The 19,317-nt window shown below is 35.5% G+C and carries 17 protein-coding genes and 1 other RNA gene; 7 read left to right on the top strand and 11 right to left on the bottom strand.

The window, feature by feature from the left end; genetic code table 11:
* Positions 1-171 precede the first annotated feature (171 nt).
* Positions 172-708, bottom strand: coding sequence for a hypothetical protein (locus FJV36_RS07340; RefSeq protein WP_158729207.1), 537 nt, complete (start codon positions 706-708; stop codon positions 172-174).
* Positions 709-995: 287 nt separating this feature from the next.
* The gene (locus FJV36_RS07335) at positions 996-1,295 is read right to left on the bottom strand and encodes a hypothetical protein (protein ID WP_158729206.1); all 300 of its coding nucleotides are present in this window, start codon (positions 1,293-1,295) and stop codon (positions 996-998) included.
* A 120-nt stretch (positions 1,296-1,415) separates the two neighbouring features.
* On the opposite strand from FJV36_RS07335, the gene rnpB reads away from it, so the two are divergent.
* Positions 1,416-1,745: RNase P RNA component class A (rnpB, locus tag FJV36_RS07330), an RNA gene on the top strand.
* A 14-nt stretch (positions 1,746-1,759) separates the two neighbouring features.
* On the opposite strand, the gene FJV36_RS07325 is transcribed toward rnpB, so the two are convergent.
* From FJV36_RS07325 to FJV36_RS07310, 4 genes are read right to left on the bottom strand one after another with little or no spacing between them, the layout of a single operon-like run.
* Positions 1,760-3,544 carry a chloride channel protein gene (locus FJV36_RS07325; protein WP_158729205.1) on the bottom strand — a complete coding sequence of 595 codons (1,785 nt, stop codon included), beginning with the start codon at positions 3,542-3,544 and terminating at the stop codon, positions 1,760-1,762.
* Positions 3,545-3,567: 23 nt separating this feature from the next.
* Positions 3,568-4,251 carry a DNA alkylation repair protein gene (locus tag FJV36_RS07320; protein ID WP_158729204.1) on the bottom strand — a complete coding sequence of 228 codons (684 nt, stop codon included), beginning with the start codon at positions 4,249-4,251 and terminating at the stop codon, positions 3,568-3,570.
* Positions 4,252-4,295: 44 nt separating this feature from the next.
* Positions 4,296-5,981 (bottom strand): gamma-glutamyltransferase, encoded by a 1,686-nt coding sequence (gene ggt, locus FJV36_RS07315; RefSeq protein ID WP_158729203.1) that lies wholly within the window; start codon positions 5,979-5,981, stop codon positions 4,296-4,298.
* A complete protein-coding gene (locus FJV36_RS07310; protein WP_158729202.1) occupies positions 5,978-6,562 on the bottom strand; it encodes an ACP phosphodiesterase in 585 nt (194 codons plus the stop codon). The genes ggt and FJV36_RS07310 overlap by 4 nt, the downstream gene beginning before the upstream one ends.
* A 118-nt stretch (positions 6,563-6,680) precedes the next feature.
* Between FJV36_RS07310 and glmM the strand changes: the two genes are divergently transcribed.
* The 3 genes from glmM (at position 6,681) to FJV36_RS16630 (ending at position 9,033) form a co-directional block, all read left to right on the top strand.
* Positions 6,681-8,069 carry a phosphoglucosamine mutase gene (glmM, locus tag FJV36_RS07305; RefSeq protein WP_158729201.1) on the top strand — a complete coding sequence of 463 codons (1,389 nt, stop codon included), beginning with the start codon at positions 6,681-6,683 and terminating at the stop codon, positions 8,067-8,069.
* Between the two features lie 184 nt (positions 8,070-8,253).
* Positions 8,254-8,460, top strand: coding sequence for a hypothetical protein (locus FJV36_RS16635; RefSeq protein ID WP_347753154.1), 207 nt, complete (start codon positions 8,254-8,256; stop codon positions 8,458-8,460).
* Positions 8,461-8,697: 237 nt separating this feature from the next.
* Entirely contained in the window at positions 8,698-9,033 is a 336-nt protein-coding gene (locus FJV36_RS16630; protein ID WP_347753153.1) for a hypothetical protein, read from the top strand.
* 16 nt (positions 9,034-9,049) lie between these two features.
* Here the strand turns inward: FJV36_RS16630 and FJV36_RS07295 are convergent, their stop codons facing one another.
* Entirely contained in the window at positions 9,050-9,952 is a 903-nt protein-coding gene (locus tag FJV36_RS07295) for a hypothetical protein (protein ID WP_158729200.1), read from the bottom strand.
* Positions 9,953-9,963: 11 nt separating this feature from the next.
* Positions 9,964-10,377 (bottom strand): DM13 domain-containing protein, encoded by a 414-nt coding sequence (locus tag FJV36_RS07290; protein WP_158729199.1) that lies wholly within the window; start codon positions 10,375-10,377, stop codon positions 9,964-9,966.
* Positions 10,378-10,616: 239 nt separating this feature from the next.
* On the opposite strand from FJV36_RS07290, the gene FJV36_RS07285 reads away from it, so the two are divergent.
* The gene (locus tag FJV36_RS07285) at positions 10,617-12,101 is read left to right on the top strand and encodes an aminotransferase class V-fold PLP-dependent enzyme (protein WP_158729198.1); all 1,485 of its coding nucleotides are present in this window, start codon (positions 10,617-10,619) and stop codon (positions 12,099-12,101) included.
* 82 nt (positions 12,102-12,183) lie between these two features.
* Here FJV36_RS07285 and FJV36_RS07280 read toward each other — a convergent pair whose 3' ends face one another.
* Positions 12,184-13,053, bottom strand: a complete 870-nt coding sequence (locus FJV36_RS07280; RefSeq protein ID WP_158729197.1) for a lysophospholipid acyltransferase family protein — start codon at positions 13,051-13,053, stop codon at positions 12,184-12,186.
* A gap of 114 nt (positions 13,054-13,167) precedes the next feature.
* Here FJV36_RS07280 and FJV36_RS07275 point away from each other — a divergent pair, with 114 nt between their 5' ends.
* Together FJV36_RS07275 and FJV36_RS07270 are read left to right on the top strand one after the other, a co-directional pair.
* Positions 13,168-13,806 carry a rhomboid family intramembrane serine protease gene (locus FJV36_RS07275; RefSeq protein ID WP_158729196.1) on the top strand — a complete coding sequence of 213 codons (639 nt, stop codon included), beginning with the start codon at positions 13,168-13,170 and terminating at the stop codon, positions 13,804-13,806.
* A gap of 49 nt (positions 13,807-13,855) precedes the next feature.
* On the top strand, positions 13,856-14,545 hold the full coding sequence (locus FJV36_RS07270; RefSeq protein ID WP_158729195.1) for an SIMPL domain-containing protein: 690 nt from the start codon (positions 13,856-13,858) through the stop codon (positions 14,543-14,545).
* A gap of 90 nt (positions 14,546-14,635) precedes the next feature.
* Here FJV36_RS07270 and FJV36_RS07265 read toward each other — a convergent pair whose 3' ends face one another.
* The gene (locus FJV36_RS07265) at positions 14,636-15,799 is read right to left on the bottom strand and encodes an FAD-dependent oxidoreductase (RefSeq protein ID WP_158729194.1); all 1,164 of its coding nucleotides are present in this window, start codon (positions 15,797-15,799) and stop codon (positions 14,636-14,638) included.
* Between the two features lie 21 nt (positions 15,800-15,820).
* The gene (locus FJV36_RS07260) at positions 15,821-19,069 is read right to left on the bottom strand and encodes a LodA/GoxA family CTQ-dependent oxidase (protein WP_158729193.1); all 3,249 of its coding nucleotides are present in this window, start codon (positions 19,067-19,069) and stop codon (positions 15,821-15,823) included.
* Positions 19,070-19,317 lie beyond the last annotated feature (248 nt).

Raw genomic sequence — 19,317 nt, 5'->3', positions numbered from 1 at the left:
CATTTTTATTGGATAGCAAATATAGGTTTTTTGTTGATTTGTTTATTTACTAATTTGTTTATTTGAAGAAAATCTTTTCCTTGCAAAAATGTAAATTAGAATTGAAAATAATAGCATATTGATAATCAAAGAAATGATTATTCCTTTGTTGTAGATTGTATTTTTTTCATTTTACGAAATTTTATTTTGGGATAATTTATAGGCTCTTAATTGTTCTAACTGATAAATAAAACTTCTTAATGATTCTATTTTGAATTCCAAGTCGTTGATCTTATAATCAGTTTCAGTTGGCTCGATGATTTTACCAAATTTATCACGCTTAAATTCAGGAGGTAAAGGCCAACCTGGACCAAAATCTTGCGATTGTGTGGGTGAACACATACTTAAAGATAATTTATAATCTTTATTGAAGTTGCCGTAGATGATCCATAATCCTTTTTTATCCGGAAATAAACCACAATCACCTCCTTCAGAAACACCTTCAATAGTCTTTGAAATATAAATTCCTTTGAAAAGTTCTATGATTTTAAAACTATAAGTTTGCTTAATAGTATCACGTTTTATTAGTTCACCATAAAATACAATATCATATGTATTCAAACCATATTCAACTATATTTTCTTTACCAACTTCAATACATTTACATGCAAATGAATTGTTAATATTGAATAAGAAAATAATGATCAGGAATAGATTACGCAGTTTCATTTACAAATAATTAAAGTGTAATTATATGTTTTTTTTTTACAAAAATATAGTTTTTTTAACCAATTTTTTAAAGCTCATTATTTTTCAAAATTTATAAAAGATTTTATATTTTAAAGTACACTTCTTTTTAACGAGATTTCCTAGCCCAGATAGCAGTGAAAATCCTTATGCGCAGTCCCGAAACCTCGGGATGGCGAATAAGATTGTAACGAATAGCTGGAGAAAGCTCCTAAAAATAAAGTAATATTTAGAATTTGATTTTCATATTTTTGAACAGATAAAAAACATTAAGAATTTCTATCTTTGATGGTGAGATCTAGTAAAACTTTGGCAGCATCATTATCTGAATTTGCTGCGTAACCTGCTACGAAAACCCCTTTTTGTCCTGAAACGGATTGTATACCGTAAACTGTGGCTTCGTCATCTGGATTTGATTCCCCTTCATATCTATAAATATGTTGGATTTCGTAATGACTCGGGTTTTGTATAATGTCTTGGTCGTTAATGTTAAAATCAACAGTAAATCCTTTTTCTTTTAATTCGTCTAAGGCTTTTGAAACGCTGGCGTAATGATACATTTTTGACATAGTATTGTTTTTATGGATAAGATGGTAAGGTAACTGTTTTATTATGAAATGGTTGTGAAGGTCTTGTTAAAGTAAGTGGTAGAAAATGAGATAAAAAGATTTAATAATGCTAAATTTGCCGCCGCAGACCGCCTTATCGTCGTCTTGCCTTTATGGGCGAGAGGGAGGAAAGTCCGGACACCACAGAGAAGCATAGCGGGTAACACCCGTCGGTTTCGTCTTTACGGATGAGATTAGGACAAGTGCAACAGAAAGTATGTACAGGTAATGCTGTAGTGAAACCAGGTAAACTCTATGCGGTGAAATATCAAGTATATCAGCATTTAAGGGTTTCTCGCCCGTTGCTGAAGGGTAGATAGCTTGAGTCCAAGAGTAATTTTGGATCTAGATAAATGATAAGGGTTTTGAGTAATCGAAATACAGAATCCGGCTTATAGGTCTGCTTTTTTTTTTATTCTATATTGTTACTCTATTGTCATGGATTTTAGTTTGGTTCTATACGCTTCAAGAGCCACTGACTTTGATATAAAACCATAGTATTTACCCTCTTTAAGTACAGGTAAGAATGCTTTTTTCGACTTTTCGAATTTATTCATAACTTGTTCCATACTATCAAAGGGTGCAATAGTTTCTACAGGTGCCGTCATGATTTCTTTCACCAAAGTATATTTGACACGATAGGTGTTAAAAATGATTTCGCGAATATCATTAAAATGGACAATTCCAAGTAAGTTTTGTTGGGCATCAATCACTCCAAAAATGACTTGATTCGAATGAGAAATGAGGTCTACTAAGCGTTCCAAATTTTCATCTGGAGTTACCGTTAAAAAATCAGTTTGAATAATAGTGTTAGTCTCGAGTGTTGACAGGATATTAGTGTCTTTATTACTGGTAAAGGCATGTCCTTTTTCGACCAAATTTTTGACATCCATGGAGTGTTTTTCAAAACGTTTAGAAATAGCAAAACTGATAGAAGCCACAATCATAAGAGGAATCATTAAATTGTAACCTCCCGTTATTTCGGCAATCAAGAATATAGCGGTTAGTGGTGCATGAAATAATCCGCTTAATATTCCTGCCATTCCTACTAGTGTGAAATTGCTAACGGGTAATTTTGTGAGTCCTGTGAGGTTTAGAAATTTAGAAAAAAAGAATCCTACATAAGAACCTAAAAATAAAGAAGGAGCAAAATTACCTCCGTTACCACCACTATTGATGGTGATGCTGGTTGCAAAAACTTTGAGCATCATAGTAGCACCCACAAATAGTAAAAGCACCCAACTATTGTTTCTAAAGCCACTAAAAAGTGTGTGTTCTAGTAATTTACTAGGATCACTCTCTGAAAGGGTTTTGATGCTTTCATATCCTTCACCAAAAAGTGTTGGAAAAACGACGATTAATAGTGCTAAAATGCTGGCGCCAAAGAGCCCTTTCTTGAAGGGAGAAAACTTTAAGCGTCCAAAAAAATGTTCTACTCTTTGAAAATTTCTAGAGTAGTACACGGCTATTAATCCAGTGAAAATACCAAGAAGTACGTAGTATAAAATATTGTGGTAATCAAAACTTTGTTGTTGTTTGAACGACAAAAGAATTTCTTCGTCAAGGACAATTACAGAAACTAATGCTCCCGTTGCAGCGGCAATCATGATGGGAGTAAAGGCAGCAATGCTTACATCTACTAATAAAACTTCAATGGCAAATAGAACTCCAGCAATGGGTGCATTGAACGCCGCTGCAATTCCTGCAGCTACACCACAGCCTATCAAAAGAGTTCTGTCTTTGTAGCTTAATTTATAGTTTTGAGCATAATTTGATCCAAAGGCAGCACCGGTAATTACAATAGGACTTTCTAAACCTGCTGATCCGCCTAGTCCAACAGTGAGTGAGCTCGTTACAATTTGGGCATACATTTGTTTCCTAGGGATAATACTTGCTTTTTTTGCAACAGCATATAATATTTGAGAAGTTCCTTTTTGAATGCTTCCGCCCAATACGTTTTTTACCACCAGAATAGTAAGTAAAATTCCAATGATGGGTAGTATACTAGTTAGAAAACCAAGTTTTAGAATGCCGCTTACGTACGTTGCAAAAATAAATACCCAGTGAGCAAAAGTTTTCAATACAATTACTGCAAAAGCAGCTGAAATACCCACTAATACTGCTGATAAAAAGATAAATTGTTTGGGAGTCAATATAGATTGCGCTACTGAAATAACGGTTTCTAACCTTGAAATATATTTTTTAAACATGATTTTTTAAATGATTCACAAAGCTACATTATTTTAAGCGAACCACTATTTTTAAGGGCTTCTTTTGTGCTTAAAGGTTTTAATTTATTCGAATTTACAAAAAAAAGGATCGCTTCAGGATTTGTTTTAGCATATTCACGTAGCGCCCAACCGATGGCTTTTTGAATGAAAAATTCAGAGGAATTGGCGTATTTTAAACAGAGCCAAAAAAGGAGATCTGAATTCGTTTTTTGTTTGTATCCCAATTGGAAAAGAATCAAACTACGATGCAACCATATACTTTCTTGACTTGAAAATCTTATGATAACGTTCTCAGTTTCGGTGGGGAATTGCTGTAAATAAGCTCCTAAAATGTATTTAGCGATGGTATCAACGCTATCCCACCAAGAATGCTGCAATATTAGTTTTTCAATCCAATCGATGTCAGTAACACTATAAGCCTTTTTCTTTTCTTTTATTAGAATTTCAATGGCGCAATAATGGAATTCTCGTTCTGGTTTGTTAAAAAGAGTTTGAGCAATTTGTACAGAATGATGGTGTACTTCTTGTTGGTTTTGTTTCCAAATTTCTTTAAATAGTTCTCTTCTTTTGGTGGTGCGAATACCAAAAAAGGAAAACTTATTGCGCATGTATTGCGACATTGCAAAAGCGTTTTCTACATTTCTATTTTGTTCAAACGCGTTTTCGAGTGTTGAGATAAAGTTCATGGAAACAGAATTTAAAAAGATTGTTTCGGTTTTTTAGTTACAACTTAAAATCCAACCGCTTTGTTGTCACCTCTTCTGTCAGCTCCGCCTTCAAGTTTGCCATTGGGTAAAACTAAAATGGCATCTACAGCACCTATAATTTCTTTGTCTTTTTCATTGATAGAGTATCCTTTTTGTTTGAGTTGCAATAGCAAATCTTTGTTGAAAGAATTAGGTTCAAATATGATTTCATCAGGCAACCATTGATGGTGAAAACGGGGTGCGTCTACTGCCTCTTGCATGCTTAAATTAAATTCATATACGTTTAAAATAGTTTGTAAAACCGATGTGATAATGGTTGAACCTCCCGGAGTTCCTACTACCATGTAAAGTTTTTTATCTTTTTCGATGATGGTGGGAGTCATGGAACTTAGCATTCTTTTTTCAGGGGCAATACTGTTGGCTTTGCTTCCGGTAAGACCGTAAAGATTTGGAACACCTGGTTTTGCACTAAAATCATCCATTTGATTGTTCAAGAAAAAACCCAGTTCATCACAATATATTTTGGAACCATAATTATCATTTAATGTTGTTGTTGCGGCTATTGCATTCCCAAAAGAATCTACAATAGAGTAGTGTGTGGTTTGATCACTTTCATATCCTGTTACTTCGCCGTGTGCAACATCTGAAGATTTGGTTGCTTTGTCAAAGCTGAAAGTATTCATTCTGTTTTTTAAGTACGAAGGATCAAGTAATTTAGAAGTAGGTATTTTTACAAAATCAGGATCTCCAAGAAAAAAGTTTCTATCTGCGTAGGCTCTTCGTTCGGCTTCGGTGATCAATTGAATCGATTTTTGACTGTTGTGTCCCATTTGCGCAAGCGGATAAGGCTCAATCATAGTCATGATTTGGTTCAAACAGATTCCACCACTACTGGGTGGTGCCATAGAAGTTATTTTTAAATCTTTATAATCAAATGTAATTGGTTTTCTCCATTTTGCTTCGTATTTCTTTAAATCCTCAAGAGTCATTGCACCGTTCTTTTGAGTGAGAAAAGCTATCAGTTTTTGGGCCGTTTCTCCAGTGTAAAATTCCTCTTTTCCATATTGTGAAATTCTTTTAAGCGTATTCGCTAACGCTTTGTATTTGATGGTATCGTTTGCTTTATAAACTTGAGAGAATAAGCTATTTGGTCCGTTTTCTTTAATAAAAACTGCTCTAAAAGCTGCTAGACTTTTGGCTTGATTGGGTGTTACAACTACGCCTCTTTCTGCGAGAGCAATTACAGGTTTTAGTATTTCACTAATAGAAAGTGATCCGTATTTTTTGTGTACTTCAAAAATGCCTGCAATAGTTCCTGGTACTCCAGAGGCATATGCTGTTGCAGTACTTTTACCTTTTATAACATTTCCATTTTGGTCTAAAAACATATCGTTTTTGGCTGACAAAGGTGCTTTTTCTCTATAATCAATAGAGCCAGTTTCGCCGTTTGCTTTTCTATAAACCATAAAACCTCCGCCGCCTATATTTCCTGCTTGCGGATGGGCTACTGCCAAGGCTAGTTCGGTAGCAACCATAGCGTCAAATGCGTTACCCCCTTTTTTCATTATGTCGACTCCTATTTGAGATGCTTCTTCACGTGCAGAAACCACCATTGCTTTTGAAGTCACAAGTCCGGTGGGATTTGCTGCTTTTTCTTGGGATTTACATCCAATAGCAATTAGGAAAAGTAACGGAAATAATTTTTTCATAATGTTGATTTTTTGTGGTTTACAAATGAGATTAATTCAGCAAAAAAAAGAGTAAAGTCATTTTCAAATTCGCTGTAGAATTCTTTTAATTCATTGCTTGCAAATCTCATTTGGGACTGGTTTTTAGTGCGTTTGTCCATTTGGGTTAAAATTCCATGTATGCCTTCAACTGTTTGGTAACTTACAAGCCAATTTTGTTGTATCATGTAGGGCATCATGCCTTTTGTTTTCTCCGATAGTACGCTGTAATTATGATGCAGGGAGCCGTAAAAACGGGCAACAAAATCTTCTAGTTTTTCATTAGAATAATTCGACCAGTTTTTGGCTAAAAAGTGATCGTAAAAAACATCCACAATCACTCCAGCGTAATGATGGTATTTTTCATGAAGTTTTTTAGTACTTTTTCTAAAGATAGGATGCGCATCGGTAAAAGTATCAATAGCTCGATGCAAAATAATACCTTTTTGAATTTCCAATGGGTAGCTTTCATATTGACTTCCTCTAATTCCATCAGCCATAAAATTACCAATTTTAAGTAGATCATTTTCGCCAGAAAGGTAAATGTGTGCTAGGAAATTCATGAGATTGCTTTAAAGATTTATAGCATGAAATTTTACGTTCATTTCTATTTTGTAGGCTTCAATTCTTATATTTGTCAGCAATTTAAAATTTAAAATTCAATTTATAAAATATATATCAATGACTTTAATAAAATCAATATCAGGAATTCGAGGTACAATAGGTGGAAATGTAGGGGACAACCTTACTCCTGTTGATGCTGTAAAATTTGCATCGGCTTATGGAACCTGGCTAAAAAACTACAGTAAGAAAGATAAAATCACGGTAGTTGTAGGACGTGATGCTCGTATATCTGGACCAATGATTCATAATTTGGTAGTAAACACCTTGATTGGTTTGGGTATTGATGTGATTGATTTAGGACTTTCAACTACTCCAACAGTTGAAGTTGCTGTACCACTTGAAAAAGCTGAGGGCGGAATAATATTAACGGCATCGCATAATCCAAAACAATGGAATGCTTTGAAATTATTGAACGAAAAAGGGGAGTTTTTAAATGGTGAAGAGGGACTTAAAATTCTTGAAATTGCGGAAAGCGAAGGTTTTAATTTTTCGGATGTGGATGATTTAGGAACTATCACAATCAATGATGCCTACATGGACATACACATTGACGAGGTTTTAAACTTACCATTAGTAGATATTGAAGCTGTAAAAGCAGCAAAATTTAAGGTTGTTGTTGATGGAGTAAACTCATCTGGTGGAATTATTATTCCTAGATTATTAGAATTAATGGGCGTTGAAGTGGTAGAACTTTACTGTGAGCCTAATGGTCATTTTCCTCATAATCCAGAGCCTTTGAAAGAGCATTTAACAGATATTTCGGAATTAGTGGTCAAAGAAAAAGCACATTTAGGAATTGTTGTGGATCCTGATGTAGATCGTTTGGCATTTATTTGTGAAGATGGTGAAATGTTTGGCGAAGAATACACTTTAGTGGCTTGTGCCGATTATGTTTTGAGTAAAACTCCAGGAAATACGGTTTCTAATATGTCATCTTCTCGTGCTTTACGCGATGTTACAAACGCACATAACGGAAACTACGAAGCCAGTGCCGTAGGGGAGGTGAATGTAGTAGAATTGATGAAAAAAAATAATGCAGTTATTGGTGGTGAAGGAAACGGTGGGATTATCTACCCAGAGCTTCATTACGGACGTGATAGTTTGGTAGGAGTAGCTTTGTTTTTGACGCATTTGGCAAACAAAAAAATGACGGTTTCCGCATTGCGTGCTTCGTATCCGGAATATTACATGAGCAAAAATAAAATTGAATTGACACCTCAAATTGATGTAGATGCTATTCTTGTTGCGATGACAGAGAAATACAAGAACGAAGATATCAGTACTATTGACGGTGTAAAAATTGATTTTGCCGAAAATTGGGTTCACCTAAGAAAATCAAATACAGAGCCTATTATTCGTATTTATACCGAAGCAGCCTCTCAAGAGCTAGCAGATCAATTAGCACTTAGAATTATTGATGAAATTAAAGCAGTTGTTGGTATTTAATGAATAGAATTTTTAAACCCTTTTGTATTTTTCAAAAGGGTTTTTTAAAAATAATACAATTGTAAGTCTAAAGATGTGTTTTTTTTGTAGATGATACTTAGTTTGATATGGGTTTTCGATTTTTCTGTTGTTTAATAAAGACGAATTGTAAAACGAAATAAAAAAAGATTTAAAATTTATATCTATGAAAAAAATTTCCGCACTTCTGGTTTTGTGTTCATTTTTATTTGTTACTTCTTGTTCAAGTGATGAAAACACTTTAATTACAGATCCAATTCCGGTTGATAAAAATTTGAACAAACAGCAAACAGGTAGTTCTGCAAATGATTTATTATCAGATATAAAATTTAAAAGTTTGGTGATTGAAGTGGTTTATGTAAATGGTTTTTAGCCCAGTGCAGTAGCAATAAATAATTTTGTAGCATTTATTAGTGCCCACACATTCAAGCCTGTTGGTATAAATGTAATCAAACGTGTCATTGCATCTCCTGGCAATGCCACTTTTACAACTCAGCAGATAGTTGCTCTTGAAGACGCAAACAGGACAAAATACAACTCAGGTACAGAACTTGCGGTATGGGCTTTCTTTGCCGATGGGAAATCAGCACAAGATACCGCTGAAGGTCTAGTGTTAGGAACAGCTTATAGAAATACCTCTTTTGTGATTTTTGAAAAAACGATTCAAGGACTCAGCGATAGCCCTCTTGAGCCCAACCGCACTATATTAGAAACTACAATTATCACCCATGAATTTGGTCATATTTTGGGGCTGACCAATTTTGGAACAGCTTTGCAGAGCAATCATGAGGATTCGGCACATCCAAGGCATTGTATTGAAAAAAGGTGTTTGATGTATTGGTCTGCCGAGTTAGTTAGTGGTATTAATAACATGGTTTCGGCAACTGCTGAGCCACAATTAGACTCGAAATGCATTGCTGATTTGCGTGCCAATGGTGGTAGATAAAGTTTTTGTTTGTTTTTTAAAAAGCAACTTTATAAATAATTCCAGCTGTAAACTGACGTGTTAATCCGTCAGGTCTTGCTTCCCTGACCACAAATGGAGCAGCAAGAGATAACTCTAAACTACTAGTTCTTGTAAGAGCATAAGCAGTTATTAAATTCCCATTTATGGTTAATCCATCAGAATTTGCAATTGCCTCTCTTTGACCAAAAATATTTTCAAATGTATCTTCTCCCAAATGGTACAAAAACAAAACATTGGGTTTGAAAGTGAATTTTTTGTTGGTAGTTTGATGTGTGTAAGTCCCACGTAAAAGAATGTCAGATTTGCGTTCGAATAAATTAGTACTAAAAAAATCAGTAGTACCACTAAATTCAGCAAAATATGAATTTTTATTATTATTAAATACCGGAATTTGCAAGGCGGTATTAAAATCCCACTTTTCATAACTTAAACTCATGCCTAATAAGGCGTCAAAGGTTCCTAAACTTGATTGATAGTCTAGTGGAATTGAAAATTCATTAATCTTTAAATTGGAACTATTTAAAGGAACCTTAAATCCAATTAGCGAACTCCATTTGGTTTTTTTCTCAGATTTCCAATTGTAATTTGCTAGTGCATATGCATCTCCAAAAGCACCGCGCTGACCAAAGCTACCACTTGCAACGGAGTATGTAATTTTTGAGCTTAAAGTCCAACGATCATTGAGTGTTTGGCTGTAGGTTATATAAGGTGAAATGTAAGTAACATCTGCTTCGCCAGCACCAAAAATAGTTCCAAACTCAATGTTATTTTGCGTTATATCGCTTTCATTTTGAAAAATAGAACTGATGGAGCAAATACCAGCGTCACTACATCCTTGTCCGAAGGAGTTCATATTAAAAACTAAGGTTATGGTTAGGATCAATATTGTTTTTTTCATAAAATTAAATGTTAATTAGAAAGTGATGCAAATGCATAAACACGGTTAAACTGTTGGCAATGAATAAGTACAAACTTATAATTTTCAATTTTTACCTGCGCTGGAATAACATAAGATGTTGCTGAGCTTAGGTTTCCTATATTAATAAAGTCATTAGGAGTATTACTTCTTGAGAGGTAAACTTTTAAATCAGGGGCAGAAGAGACACTGAAATTTTCTAAACGAACTTCATTTTGAGTACCGTTAAAAACAATTTTTGCTAATCCCGTTACTCTTATTCCGGGTGATGGTGTAAAAATACCTTGCGCAAGGGTTGGTGTATTGGCAGGCTGCACAACATTTACGGCATCTCGAGTTAATTCGCCTTCAACTTCGCAAGAAAGTAGCAGGAAAAATAACGACAATAAATAGAAAAGTTTTTTCATAGCTCAAGATTTTAAAATAGATTTTCAAATCTAAAACCTTTTTTCGGATACTTTTGTCGGGTACTTTACATTTCGAACTTTTTTTATAATTAGATCATCTTTATGGCTCAAATTGCTCTAATTTAAAATTTAAAACTTGTTTTTTGAATCATTTTATCCGAACGAAATCGATTTTTTAACGCAATTGAAAAAGTCTATTTCACAAAATTGAATATCTTTGAACTCAAATTACAAATCAGATGACAGCTACAACAAAACCTAATACTTTAGAACTTTATTTTAAGCAATTTCGCGAGCAGATTATTGGGATTGATCAAACGTTTCATTCTCCTTACGGGAAACAAAAAATTGTCTACACTGATTGGACCGCAAGCGGAAGGTTGTACCGACCAATTGAAGAAAAATTAATGAATCAATTTGGCCCTTTTGTAGCCAACACACATACTGAGACCACCATTTCTGGGACTGCCATGACAAAGGCGTATCACAAAGCCAGACATATTATCAAACACCATGTGAATGCTAGTGCAGATGATGTTCTCATAACAGATGGAACCGGAATGACAGGTGTGGTAAACAAGTTTCAAAGAATATTGGGCTTAAAAGTTCCTGAAAACCTAAAGAATTTTATCACGATTCCTGCCGAAAAAAAGCCGATTGTTTTTATTTCGCACATGGAACATCATTCAAACCAAACGTCTTGGCTTGAAACAATTGCTGATGTTGAGGTAATTCCAGCTACTGAAGATGGTTTGTTTAGCATAGAAAACTTATTGATTTTACTGGATAAATATAAAGAAAGACCTTTTAAAATTGCATCCATCACTTCATGTTCTAATGTTACGGGTATCAAAACACCATATCATGAAGTGGCAAAATTAATGCATCAACATAACGGACTCTGTTTTGTTGATTTTGCTTGTTCAGGCCCTTACGTAAAGATAGACATGCACCCGGAAGATCAAGAGTCTTATTTAGATGCTATTTTCTTTTCTCCGCACAAGTTTTTAGGAGGTCCTGGAACTTGTGGGATCTTAGTTTTTAATAAAAAATTGTATCAAAATGTTGTACCAGATAACCCTGGTGGGGGAACTGTAAGTTGGACAAATCCTTGGGGAGAACACAAATACATTGATAATATTGAGGATCGAGAAGATGGGGGAACTCCAGGTTTTTTACAAGTTATAAAAACAGCATTAGCCATACAGCTCAAAGAACAAATGGGCGTAGATCAAATTTTGAAAAGAGAACACGAAATTGTAGAATATATTTTTTCTTCCTTGGGACTTGTCTCCAATATCAAAATTTTAGCAGCTCAACATCAAGATAGACTGGGTGTTATTTCTTTTTTTGTAGAAGACCTGCATTTTAATTTGGGTGTAAAATTATTGAACGATAAATTTGGGATACAAACGCGTGGAGGGTGCAGTTGCGCAGGTACATACGGGCATTTTCTACTGCATGTAGATCAAGAGACTTCAAATAAATTGATAGACGAAATTTCTCTTGGAGATTTAATTAGAAAGCCAGGTTGGATGAGGATGTCTGTGCATCCTACTACTACCACAGCTGAAATTGAATATGTGTGTAACGGAATCAAAGCGTTAGCCGAAAATCATAAAACATGGGCATTAGATTATGATTACAACCCAATTAGCAATGAGTTTGTTCATAAAGAAGCTCAGCCACTAGAGGATGAACTAGTAAAAAGTTGGTTTTCTTAATAAATTTCACAATTGCTATTTGAAAAAAAAAACAAAGGTTAAATCAAAAAAGACTGAAAACGGAAAATGGAGACCGTTATAATTACCTTCTATGTTTCCATCGTTTATGAGTCCAGAAATAAAATTCAGGAGCCTCTTGAATTTGTTTCTCAACCTCTTTGATGTAAGCTTCTGTAATTTTAAAATCAGGAGCTGATTTTGCGTTTTCACTCAATGGAACAATGGTCATTTCGTAATACCCGCGTTTTACTTTTTTTACCTTAGCAAATACCACATTCATATCGTATTTTTTAGCCAGCATTTCAGGTCCCGTGTGTACGGGAACTTCAACACCCATAAAACTTTGCCAGTGAAATATTCTATCTATTTTAGGGGATTGATCGCTAGCTAAGCCATATATGCACTGAATATTATTACGGTAGTTGTCAGCAATTAAAGAGATAGTTTTGTTGGTTGGGACTAATTCAGTGTTGTATTTAGATCTGATGTTACGTACTAATTTATCAAAATGCTGATTTGCTAATTTTTTATAAACACCAACACCTTTTAGCGATACTTTTTGATTAAAAGAAAGCAGCCACTCCCAACTGGCATAATGGGAGGCAATAAGCATAACACTTTTTTCTTTTTGTTCTAATTCGGTCATTATTGTAAGGTTAGTTACAACAAAACGCTTGTTCATTTCTGCTGATGAAATGGTCATTGTTTTAATCATTTCTAGAAACATATCACACAAATGATGATATGATTTTTTTTCAATAAGTAAACGTTCTTCTTGGCTAAAATGTGGCAAAGCCAATGCAATATTGGCACGAACTACTTCTTTGCGGTACTTAATAATGTAATATACCACAAAGTAAACCCCATCAGAAATACCATAAAGTAGGCGAAAAGGTAAAATAGATATGAACCAAAGAAACGGATACGCTATTATAAAAATGAGTAACTGCATGCAGATTTTTTTTTGACAAATATAACTTAATTTTGATTGCGTATATAATTTCCCTTACACATGGATCAGTATTTTGAGAATTACTATCTTTACCCATCACAAAAAATACGGAACATGAATACTGTTTTATTAGCATTAATACTTATAAATGTATTGTTTAGTTACAAAGGATTTAACGACTTGTCTTTTTTTAGAAAATACGAATTTCATGTAGGAAGTATCAAAGCTGGAGAGCAAATCCGAATGATTACCTCTGGTTTTTTGCATGCAGATATGATGCATTTGCTATTTAATATGTTTACCCTGTGGATGTTTGCTCCGGTAGTATTAGGGCAACTGGGTAATTATTCATTTTTATTAGTTTATTTTGGCAGCCTTATTTTTGGGAGTTTGCTTACTATGGTTTTTCACAACAATGACTATGGGTATAGAGCCGTGGGTGCTTCAGGAGCCGTGACAGGTATATTGTATTCGGCTATTTTACTACAACCCAATATGATGTTAGGAATATTTTTTATAATTCCAATGCCTGCCTATATTTTTGGAATCTTGTATTTATTGTACTCTATTTATGGTATGCGTGCCAAGAATGACAACATTGGCCATACGGCACATTTTGGTGGAGCTGTAGGCGGTTATTTAATTACTTTAATAAAACAACCTGCTATGTTTGTAGATAATGCGATGATGGTGATTGTTTTAGCTATTCCTATTGTAATTCTTTTTGTAATGGTAAAGCTAGGTAAGCTTTAATGGCATAACTTTTGGTAAAAACAATATTATAACCTTAAATATTATAAAAATGAAAAAAGCAATTGTAGCATTCAGCCTATTTTTTATCTCTATGTCTTATGGTCAAGAAGTAAAACCAACACCTCAAATCAATGTAAATGGTGAGGGGAAAGTAAAGGTCATCCCAGACCAAGCTACTATTAATGTTTCGGTTGAAACCAAAGGGAATGTAGCTAAAGATGTTAAAAAAGGAAATGATGAAAAAATTGATGCTGTAATCAAGTTTATAAAAAAAATGAACATACCGGCAGGGGATTTCAAAACGCAATGCGTAGCTTTAAATCCGCAGTATGATTATGAAAAAAAGAAACACAGCTACAATGCAGTTCAATCCATTGAGATTGTTATACGAGATCTATCAAAGTACGATGAATTGATGGAAGGTTTAGTAGATCAAGGAATTAATAGAATAGATGCCGTAGTATTTCAATCCTCTAAGCTAGCGCAATATCAATCAGAAGCAAGAAAGCTAGCTATGAAGGACGCCAAATTAAAAGCAGAAGATTATGTATCGGTTTTAGGACAAAAAGTAGGTAAGGCACTTGTAATTTCAGATAATTCTCAAAGTTACTATCCACAGCCTATGTATGCTGCTATGAAAAGCGTAGAACGCATGGATGCTAGTGAACCGAGAGAAACTTTAGCAATAGGAGAAATAAATATTACAGCTAATGTTTCTGTGAATTTTATATTGGAATAGAAAGTCATATACTTTAAAAAAAAATCGGAACTATCTTAGTTCCGATTTTTTTTGTGAATAGATTTAACGATTTACTTTCACTCAAAGGTTTTAAATATTTGATGGTGCTACTTGTCTTCTCTTCCAGAATTCAGACTGAGGCCAGCGTTGTTCTTGCCCATAAAAATAAGACTTATGTTTGAGGTAATAATCCCAAATGTGATTCATTTGTTGCGTGTATATCTCTTGAAATACTGCCTCTTGAGCCCTGTTTGTCTGTTCTATTATTTGATATTTCTGTAGGAGATCAGTAAGTTGTAGTGCACTTGCCATGGCGTTAAACATGCCTTGGGAAGAAAGTGGATCAAAACTTACTGCAGCATCGCCAAGTGCTGCCCATTGCTTTCCCGCTACTTCATGAAGCTTACTAGAATTTGCAGCCACCGTACCATGAAATTGTATGGGTTGCTTGTTTTTCGAAAGAATACTAGCGATCTGTTTATTGCCTGTTGCCAATTGTAAAAAAGAATCTGCACTTTTTATTTGAGTTCGTTCTATTAAATCAGCATCGGTTTGAAATGCAATAACCCTTTTATTATTAGGCAAGGGTGCACTGTACCACCAACCTTCCTCACATGATGAAATAGTGCTCATTGTAATCGTTTCGTGATTCTCTACTGTGGCCCAAGTAGCTACAAGTTTGTCAATGATGTCGCGTTTGACACCTAACGTTCGAGCAAAATGCGATTGTCTACCACTAGCATCAATAACAAACTTTGCAGTTATGCATAATTCAATTGATTCTGTTGTCGTTTCGGAGGTTTTGATGCCAATAGTCCATAAATCATTATCATAAGCAGCAGTTTGAAGTTTATATCCAAAAAAACAGTTTACGCCACGTTGCTCTGCATTGGATCGTAAATAGACTTCAAATTGTTTTCGGTTCAATTGCCAGCCAAAACCATCTGGATTGCGCAAATGATCTACAATAGTGCTACTATCACTACCCCAATACGATTGCATTCCTGTGTTTTGTTGTTGTATTTGCTGATTAGCAGGATAAGCTTTGTTTTCTAAAACTTCTAATAGATCTAGCTGTTTTAAAATGCGTCGTGCAGCAGGTGGCAAACATTCGCCAATACGATCAACAGGTTGTGCTGCTTTGTCAATTAAAGCGACTGTATACTTTTTAGATAAAGCGATGGCTGCAGTACAACCTGCAATGCCACCGCCTATAATAGCAATATCTACTTTTGTAGCCAATTTTTTATTCATTGGTAAAATGCTTTTGTACAATTATTTTGGTGAATAACGTCTGAAACGGTTTCCTTTGTCTGTGCTTGCTAAGCTTATTTTATTGTTGCCAGGATGCTTAGCTTTGGTCAATTTAGAAGCTTTTGAAGTGAGTAAATTTAGTAATTTTTGTACACTTGGTGTAGCGGCAAAATCATCAGACAACTCGTTTTCAACTAAAGCAATCAATTGATCTTTTGCATTAGATAATACGTCTTGTTCTGTAAACAATTCTCTATGTGATAATTCTGTTGCTGCGGCCTTAAGTGTATCTTGAACGCCTTTACTAAGTGATTTTCTAGTTTTTAAGATGTTTTCTAAATCCTCGATGGCTTCTTTTAGTAAAGTGGCTTCTTGCTCTGGAGAAGGTGTAATTCCTACTTGCATTTCAGGAGGGAAATTCTCATTGTTTGACACTCCTTTTCTAGGTTGTACAACCGCCAGTTTGTCAAAGTATTTTACCATACTATTAATTTGATTCGTGTAGGTTGGATCCTGGCCGTCAAGCGGTAAATCGTCTAACCACATTTTACGAAAAGCAAAGGCTTGCTTGCGTGTTTCTTCGGCATTGTTGTCATTTATTACTTCATTGTAACGCTCTTCATCTAAAATATTATTGGGCACACGAGCCGGCCAAAACGTAGGAACATAAGGGTCGTACGATGAGGTGTATCCATCTCTACAACTAGCAGTGTCTGTTTGCCAAGGTATAGCCATCCAGCGACTAATTCCACCAGCAACTTGCCCGCCTAATAAAGGTCCTTTGGCTAAAGTAAATACATCGCTGTTCATCATTGGGCCATAATAGCTACTGTCAACCAGAGGCGTTTTTGGAGCATGAAGTAATCTAAATGGTGCGGAGTACATGCCAGCAGTTCGCATAGGCCATGTCATTTCGCAACCAGGATGAAAAGCATCTGCCAAACAAAATTCCATTGCGGCTTTAGTCATCATATCTGGCTGTTCGGCAACGGGTAATTTATCTAAAGTTATAGGTTCAGGTACATGTGGACAACCCGTCATGTCGATGTAATCAGCATCAAAATCTCCTTTGACCCATTGGTCTATAAAAGACAATTGTAAATCTGATAAAACAGAGTTTTGTCTCATAGAACCTACAGATGGAATGCTAATGGCATCGCCATAAAGCCAAGGCCATAATTGAGGTGCTTCTGCTCCTGAGGTGCCGTATCTTCTAAAACTATTTGAAATCGTACGTCGCATTTCGATATTGGCTGAAGAAGGATCGTTCAATCTTACTTTCCATTTAGAGGTGGTGTAGTCAAATTGTCCGCCCCAACCAAAAGCTGCTGCAAAAGCTGCGTTGACCCATTGTAAATTTGTCATTCGTTCAAAAATGGGCAAGATGTCCTTGGTAAATGAAGGTCGAACTGGGCGTGGCATCATACCTGAATTTACCGCTACATCGCGCATTAAATCCCACATGGTTCTTACTGATTTTTGCATTGGAGCATAATCAGGCGGTGCACAAACAACCCAAGCCGGATCTACTTTAAGTGCCACACCATTATATTCTACTTCAGCAGTAACAGGTCCGTCTGAAATATCATCATACCAGCCTTCGTTATTGGCAAAAGTTATGGCAATATCTCCTTTTAAATTTTCAGAAACTCCGTGGCCGCCTAGCATAAGTAAACGTCCTTTTTCATCAGTGCGCATTTCTCCTAGATATACTGGTTTTTCTTGAAATTTACCTACAAACTGATGTCCTTTGGTTACATTTGGTTTGTTTATTGTTTGTAAACCACCATCAATAATGAGTGAGTTTCTATCTTTTACGTCAATATTTCGAAGTAATGAAGGTGGCGCATCAGCAGCATCTGGAATGTCCAACGCAATTTGAAATTGGTACCAAGAAGCCTTTTGATTGGCTAAATGGGAATGCCAGACAATTTTAGAATTCTCAGCGGTTAATTCCTTGATGGCTTTTCCTGCTGCATTGAAACCATATATTCTAAATTGTGCGGCTTGTCGTTTTAGGGCGCCAGTAGCATCGCGGTACGCATTATCGCTTGACATTGGTACTGGCTCTGAAACCAATGGGCCAATAAAGTACTCGTTTTCACTATTTCCTACACGCGTTACACCTATAGGAGGATAAATTCCAGCTTTGACAATACAATCACTATTTTCGTCTACATTGCCTTTGAAAGGGCGGTTAACTTTCTCTGGTTCTTGAGTCGATTGTCCGTTTGCTTGATGACGAACCTCAGAACTAGCGGCATAAACTACTTTTCGAACCGCTGCAATAGAACCCAGTGGTTCGTGCTCTTTTAGTGTGCGGAAAATATTAAACGAAAGATTTGTGCCAAATTCAGGTTGACCAATTGCACAAATGTCCTGTTCAGGGAAATACAATTCTGCAATAGCTACATATGCACTTTCCTCGGTACTCCAAACGGCTTGCGCATCGTCTAGAGGCATGGTTTTATCGTTTGTGCGTAACTGAATTTCAAAACGAAATTTTGCTGATTTAGTTCGGAGGCGTTGCTGTAAGTCGAGTGCTAAATAATTATTATCGTCAAAAGGTGCTCCTTGGTACGTATCTTCGGGAACTAGGCGGTATTTTACAATTTGTTGTTCCCCTAACTTAAAAGGAAGAATTGCCCAGTACGTGGCACTCAAACAACTGGCTTCCTCTTTGTTCATGGCGTTTAGAATAGACGCCAATTTTGGATGTTTATTGATGTACGAATCGTAATCTTTATCGATAACTCCAGCGGTAGTAAAACTGCACATTTGTTGTGCATCACGAGCAAAAAAACGATCTATGTTTTGGAAAATGAAATCAGCGTTAGTTCCCGTACCCAAAAGTTTAGGACCATCAACACCAAAAAGCTTTAAGCCAATACCTAAAGTAGAGTGTAAATCTGGTGAAGAAGGGCTGGTATCGCTAGAGAAACGAACAGCACATTCGTAAGAGCTACCTGCAAAAATGCCGATTTTATATTTTGGATCAATATCTTTATTTATTGTAAAAGTTCCGTAACCAATGCCGTCTTGTTTGCGAAAAACGGGACGCTCAGCTGGCTGCTGTCCGCTTTCGATGCGGGTTTTTTGACCAAGTTCGACAAACATTTCCTCGAGTCGTTTCGTCACTACATTTATGTTGCCATCACTATCCCAACAGGCAACATTATTTGCTGTAGGTTTTGTTTTTAATAAAGCTGATTTGTTTTCAGCGGGACTTGTAGTGCTTGGTTTTTCTGGTTTGTTTGCTTTCTTAGCCATAAAGTGTTTGTTTAGTTTTTTGTATACCAAAGTAAGTATTTTTAGCAAGCTTATCCTTGCGTATAAATACTTGATTTTTAAAAAACAGAATAAATTTTTTAATTCTAAGAAAATAAAGGAATGCTAATTTGTACTTTAAAAAATGAGATAAGAAACGAATATCTGATAGTTTTCTACAGTAGTTCGTCACTCTGCCCCTGATAGCAACGAAAAGCCCGCAAGGGTAGGAGCCTAATAAAAACAAAACC

Origin of the sequence: Flavobacterium sp. I-STPP5a (assembly GCF_009764685.1) — a bacterium.
In the GTDB taxonomy this organism is placed as follows: Bacteria; Bacteroidota; Bacteroidia; order Flavobacteriales; family Flavobacteriaceae; genus Flavobacterium.
Note: the sequence above shows the minus strand (reverse complement) of the source record. Positions and strands in the feature narration are given on the sequence as shown.